Genomic DNA, 5,516 nt, shown 5'->3' with positions numbered 1-5,516 from the left:
CACCCGCACACCGCACCCACCCGCAGGCGCCACGCACCCGCACTCAAAAGCGACCGAGGCGCAGCCATCCTGGAGTTCACGGGCTTCCTGCCCACCCTCCTCCTCGTAGGCCTGGCCTGCATCCAACTCGGCCTCGTCGGCTACTCGTTCAGCCAGGCCGGATCAGGAGCGCGAGCCGCCGCAAGAGCCGCATCCCTGGACGAGGGCGCCGACGCAGCGGGCCGCGCAGCCATGAGCACCTGGCTGGCGGACACCGCAACCATCACCGCCCCGCGCGGCGCCGACACCGTGACCGCCACGGTCACGGTCGACATCCCGGAACTGATCCCGTTCGTGGACATGGGCTGGCAGGCCACCCGCACAGTCACCATGCCCATGGACGACTGAGGAGCGCACCGCAGATGAGCCTCAGGGCAAGAATCGCCGCCCCCGAAGACAACGGCGCCGGCCGCGAGGACGACCACACCGTCGCCGTCTACCGCACCAAGCTCCTCGAAGAGATCGACCTCGCCGAAATGTCCAGCCTCGCAGCCGGCGAGAGAAGGGCACGGCTCGAGCGCGTACTCGGCCACATCATCAGCCGCGAGGGCCCCGTCCTCTCCACGACCCAACGAGCCCAGCTCATCCGCAGGGTCGTCGACGAGGCCCTCGGCCTCGGCGTACTCGAACCGCTCCTCGAAGACGCCAGCATCACCGAGATCATGGTCAACGGCCCCGACGCGATCTTCGTCGAACGGGCCGGCCGCGTGGAGCAGCTCCCCCTCCGTTTCGCGAGCAACGAACAACTGATGCAGACCATCGAGCGCATCGTCTCCACGGTGAACCGGCGCGTGGACGAAAGCACCCCCATGGTCGACGCCCGCCTCCCGAGCGGCGAGCGCGTCAACGTGATCATCCCCCCGCTGAGCCTCACGGGCGCCACCCTCACCATCCGCCGCTTCCCCCGCGCGTACAAGCTCAACGAGTTGATCCGCATGGGCAGCCTCGACGAACACATGCTGATGCTCCTCAGCAGCTTCGTCCGCGCCCGCTTCAACGTGATCGTCTCCGGCGGTACGGGCACCGGAAAGACCACGCTCCTCAACGCGCTCTCCGCCCTGATCCCCGACCACGAACGCATCATCACCATCGAGGACTCGGCCGAGCTCCGCCTCCAGCAGGCCCACGTCATCAGCCTCGAATCCCGCCCGCCCAACGTCGAGGGCAAGGGCCAGATCACCATCCGCGACCTGGTGCGCAACAGCCTCCGTATGCGCCCCGACCGCATCATCGTCGGCGAGGTCCGCGGCGGCGAGACCCTCGACATGCTCCAGGCGATGTCCACCGGCCACGACGGCTCGCTCGCCACCGTGCACGCCAACAGCGCCGAGGACGCGCTGATGCGGCTCCAGACCCTGGGCTCCATGTCGAGCGTCGAGATCCCCTTCGAGGCGCTCAAGGACCAGATCAACTCGGCGGTCGACGTGCTCGTCCAGCTGACCCGTTTCGCCGACGGCTCCCGCAAGATCACCGAGATCGCGCTGCTCGTCTCGCACGGCCGCGACGAGTTCAAGATCACGACGGTGAGCCGGTTCGCCGCCCAGCCCATGAGCGCGGACCGCGTGGTCCACGGCGTGTACGAGCACCTCCCGCTGCCCCGCCGTGTCGCCGAACGCCTCTACCTGGCCAGCGAGCCGATCCCCCCGGCCTTCGGCGTATCGGACGGCCTGAACGAGCTGACGACGAGAGAGGCCATGGGCTGATGCGCCACGCGTTGAGGAGCCACCGGCCGATGCGCCACGAGTTGAGGCGCCACCGGCCGATGTGCCACCGGATGAGAGAGGCCACCGGCTGATGCGCCACCCGACAAGAGAGGCCACCAGCCGATGAAGCGCCCGCTGCCGACCGGAGAGGAAACCGGCTCATGAACAGTCCCGTGCTCCTGGCCCTGGGCTCCACCCTCCTGTGCGGCACCTTCGCCACGGCCGGCCTCCACACGTACGCCTCCGGCAAGGCCCAGCGCCAGGCCCTGGTCGACCGGCTCGCGCAGACCGGCCACCACACCGTCGGCCGCCAGCGCCGCTTCACCGGTGTGGACCAGCGCCTCAGGCGTACGCAACTGGGGCGCCGTATCCAGCTGAAGCTCTCCGCGACGGGCCTGGACGTGACGCCCGGCGAGTTCTTCGTCTACATGATGGTCACCGTCGCCGCCCTCTGGCTGATCGCGACCTCGCTGCTCGCCCCGTTCTTCGGCCCGATCGCCGGCATCGTCGGCGCCTGGTCCGCGAACACCTTCCTCAACTGGCAGCGCCAGAAGCGCATCGAGGCCTTCATCAACCAACTCCCGGACCTGGCCCGCCTCCTGGCCAACGGCACCAGCGCCGGTCTGGCCCTGCGCACCTCCCTCGCCATGGCCGCCGACGAGCTCGAAGCCCCCGCCGGCGAGGAACTCACCGTCGTGTCGAACCAGCTCGCCGTCGGCCGCAGCATCGACGACGCCCTCGGCGAACTCGCCGAACGACTCCCGTCCCGCGAGCTGATCGTCCTCGTCACCACCCTGATCCTCTCCAACCGCGCGGGCGGCACCATCGTCGGCTCGCTGCGCAACCTCACCGAGACCCTGGAGGAGCGCAAGGAGACCCGCCGCGAGGTCCGCACCATGCTCTCCGAGGTCAACGCCACCGCCTTCACCATCCCGTGCCTGGGCGTCGGCGCGATGCTGATGCTGAACGCCATGAACGACGGCGCCCTCGCCAAAGTCACCGGCTCCCCGCTCGGCCAGGTCCTGATCCTGATCTCGCTCGGCCTGTACGCCGTCGGCTTCGTCGTCATCCGCCGCCTGGGCAAGATCGAAGTCTGAGGGGAGCTGAACTCACATGCTGGGACTCGGACTTGCGCTGCTCCTCGCCCTCTCCGTAACAGGCATTTTCACGGGCATACGGATGTACCGCGCCGACGCGAAACTGCCGGGCGACCTGGCGGTGGCCCTCGAATCGGGCTCGTCCCGCGTCTCGGCCACGGAATCGGCGATCGACCGCCTCGGCATCCGGTTCGCGCCCACGGTCCTGCGCCTCATGGGCCCGAAGAAGGTGGACGACAAACGCCGGAAGATCGACATGGCGGGCAACCCCGGCGGCCTCACCATCGACCGCTATGCCGCCCGCCGCGCCGTCTACGGCCTCTTCGGCGCGGTCTGCGCCCTCTCCCTCTTCGCCAACGGCGTCCCGGTCTTCGGCCTCCTCGCGCTCGCCTTCGGCCTCTTCGCCGCGGACGCGCTGATCTGGCAGGCCATCCGCGAACGCAAGGAACAGATCGAACGCACCCTGCCCGACTTCCTCGACGTCCTCGCGGTCGTCGTCTCGGCCGGCCTCGGCTTCCGCCAGGCCCTGGACCGCGTCGCGGAACGCTACGAGGGCCCCTGGTCCGACGAACTCCGCATCACGCTCCGACAGATGGACATGGGCGTGAGCCGCCGCGACGCCTTCGAGCAGCTCCGCCGCCGCAACGCCTCGGAGCAGGTCTCCCAGTTCGTCACGGCCCTCCAGCAGGGCGAGGAGCTCGGCGCCCCCATCGCGGACACGCTCATCCAGATCGCCAACGACATGCGCCGCACCGACGCCCAGAACGCCCGCCGCCGAGCGGCGAAGACCATCCCGAAAACCACGATGGTCACCCTCATCTTCATGGTCCCCGCGACCTTGATCCTCATCGTCTGCGGCATGTTCCTCGGCTCGGACACCGACTTCGGCTCAATCCTGGGGGGCTGACATGCACTCAGCCCCTGCGGCGTTTGAGCAGATCCGAACGAAGTTCGGATGCGGGGTCCGGGGCGAAGCCCCGGGAAACGGTGAAAGGGCGGGGCGGGGAGAAAAGAAGGGAGGCCAACCACCATGGACCGCCAGACGGTGAGCTTCCGCAACCAAGCCCAACGCGCAGCCGCCGCAGCCGCCGCAGCCGCCGCAGCCGCCCAAGCCCAGGCAAACGCAGACGGCGGCACCCCCAAAGCCGGCGCCGCCCTGAGCGGCTTCCGCCCGACAAGGACCCGGCACCCAAGCCCGGCCCTGGTCCAGAGCGGACCCCAACTCACCGGCCAACCCCAGAGCGCCTTCGCCGAAGACGAGCCCGCCCCCAGCCTCCCCATCCAGCTGAACGCCCTCCAGGCCCTGTGCCGCCAGGTCTTCGGCTTCCGCCTGGCGATGATCACGCTGGGCGCCCCCTTCGCCCTGACAAGGGCAGAAGGCAACTTCGGCGAGATCCTCATCGGCTCCGCCGTCGTCTTCAGCCTCATGGGCTCGTACGCCATGCTCCGCGACTGGGAGACCCTCGGCCCCCTCGTCCTGAAGCACAAATGGCTCATGGCCATCGACATGATCTTCGGCGCCGTCCTCCTCCTCACCGCATCCCCGGACTCCCCGCTCGGTTACGCCACCGTCTGCACCCCCCTCCTCGGCGGCCTCCTCTACGGCTGGCGCGGCGCCGGTATCTACACCGCCATCCAGATCCTGCTCCTCGCCGCCGCCTACACCGCCTGGGCCGAACGTATGGACAACCCGGCCAGCACCACCCTGATCAGCGGCTTCTGCGTGGCCGCCGGCATCATCGGCGTCACCCTGCGCAACCTCATGTTCCGCTTCGGCGCCGCCACCCAGGCCCTCAGCGAAGCCACCTCACGCCTCGCCGTCACCGAAGCCGTCGAACAGGAACGCGCCCGCCTCGCCCGCGAGATGCACGACTCCGTCGCCAAGACCCTGCACGGCGTCGCGATGTCCGCCGACGCCCTCGCCGCCGGTGCCGACCGCATGGACCCGCTCACCGTCCGCCACCAGGCCGGCATCGTCGCCCGCAGCGCCCGCCGCGCCGCCGCCGAATCCCGCGAGATCCTCTCCGACCTGCGCCGCAAGACCGACTTCGGCAGGACCGACGACACAGGCACAGGCAACGGAACCGGCACAGGCAACGGCACCCCCGGCGTCGACACCGCCGACGAACTCCGCGCCCGCACCGCGGACTTCACCACCCGCACCGGCGTCCACACCGACCTGGTCACCAAGGACGCCCCCGCACCCCGCCTCCCGCACGCGGTCGCCCGCCAGCTGCTCACCATCGCGAGCGAGGCCCTGGAGAACGCCCACCGCCACGCCCACGCAAGCCACGTCACCGTCGAGTACGGGGTCATCGCCCACGAACTCCTGCGCCTGTCCGTCCAGGACAACGGCCAGGGTCTGCCCCCGGGCACCGACCTCGAAGAACTCCGCAAGGCCGGCCACTTCGGCCTCGTCGGCATGGTCGAACGCGCCGCCGCCATCGGCGCCCGCATCCGCATCGGCCGCGGCAGAGCCAGCGCCGGTACGGAGGTACGCCTCGACATCCCGCTCGGCGCACTCGCCCCGCACACGCCGCACCCCGATCGTCCCCAGCCCCCACAGCTCGCCTGACCTGACCAGAGAGGAGGCCGCTCATGCCGGAAGCAGCGCCGTCCACCGGGCACACACCCCGGGGCACGCCGATTCCCCCCGCCCCGGCCCCGGGGTGTGTGC

General features: G+C 69.9%; 5 protein-coding genes. All 5 read left to right on the top strand.

Annotation, left to right across the window (positions count from 1 at the left end):
- A partial coding sequence (locus G6045_RS38880; RefSeq protein ID WP_408056423.1) for a TadE/TadG family type IV pilus assembly protein occupies positions 1 to 387 on the top strand: 387 nt, incomplete at its 5' end.
- Between the two features lie 14 nt (positions 388 to 401).
- Positions 402 to 1,742, top strand: a complete 1,341-nt coding sequence (locus G6045_RS38875; RefSeq protein WP_165336965.1) for a CpaF family protein — start codon at positions 402 to 404, stop codon at positions 1,740 to 1,742.
- 161 nt (positions 1,743 to 1,903) lie between these two features.
- Positions 1,904 to 2,839, top strand: a complete 936-nt coding sequence (locus G6045_RS38870) for a type II secretion system F family protein (protein WP_165336964.1) — start codon at positions 1,904 to 1,906, stop codon at positions 2,837 to 2,839.
- A 16-nt stretch (positions 2,840 to 2,855) separates the two neighbouring features.
- Positions 2,856 to 3,746: a DUF5936 domain-containing protein gene (locus tag G6045_RS38865; RefSeq protein ID WP_165336963.1), complete on the top strand. Its 891-nt coding sequence runs from the start codon at positions 2,856 to 2,858 to the stop codon at positions 3,744 to 3,746.
- Between the two features lie 123 nt (positions 3,747 to 3,869).
- Complete coding sequence (locus G6045_RS38860; RefSeq protein ID WP_165336962.1) at positions 3,870 to 5,414, top strand: sensor histidine kinase; 1,545 nt, start codon at positions 3,870 to 3,872, stop codon at positions 5,412 to 5,414.
- Positions 5,415 to 5,516 lie beyond the last annotated feature (102 nt).

Origin of the sequence: Streptomyces mesophilus (assembly GCF_011044995.1) — a bacterium.
Taxonomy (GTDB): Bacteria; Actinomycetota; Actinomycetes; order Streptomycetales; family Streptomycetaceae; genus Streptomyces; species Streptomyces mesophilus.
The sequence above is the reverse complement of the archived record's forward strand: the minus strand, read 5'-3'. Positions and strand labels throughout refer to the sequence as shown.

What these genes read in the sequence shown, in the direction of transcription:
- G6045_RS38865 (WP_165336963.1), top strand. Translation starts at nt 2,856, where the DNA reads ATGCTGGGACTCGGACTTGCGCTGCTCCTCGCCCTCTCCGTAACAGGC.
- G6045_RS38860 (WP_165336962.1), top strand. Translation starts at nt 3,870, where the DNA reads ATGGACCGCCAGACGGTGAGCTTCCGCAACCAAGCCCAACGCGCAGCC.
- G6045_RS38870 (WP_165336964.1), top strand. Translation starts at nt 1,904, where the DNA reads ATGAACAGTCCCGTGCTCCTGGCCCTGGGCTCCACCCTCCTGTGCGGC.
- G6045_RS38875 (WP_165336965.1), top strand. Translation starts at nt 402, where the DNA reads ATGAGCCTCAGGGCAAGAATCGCCGCCCCCGAAGACAACGGCGCCGGC.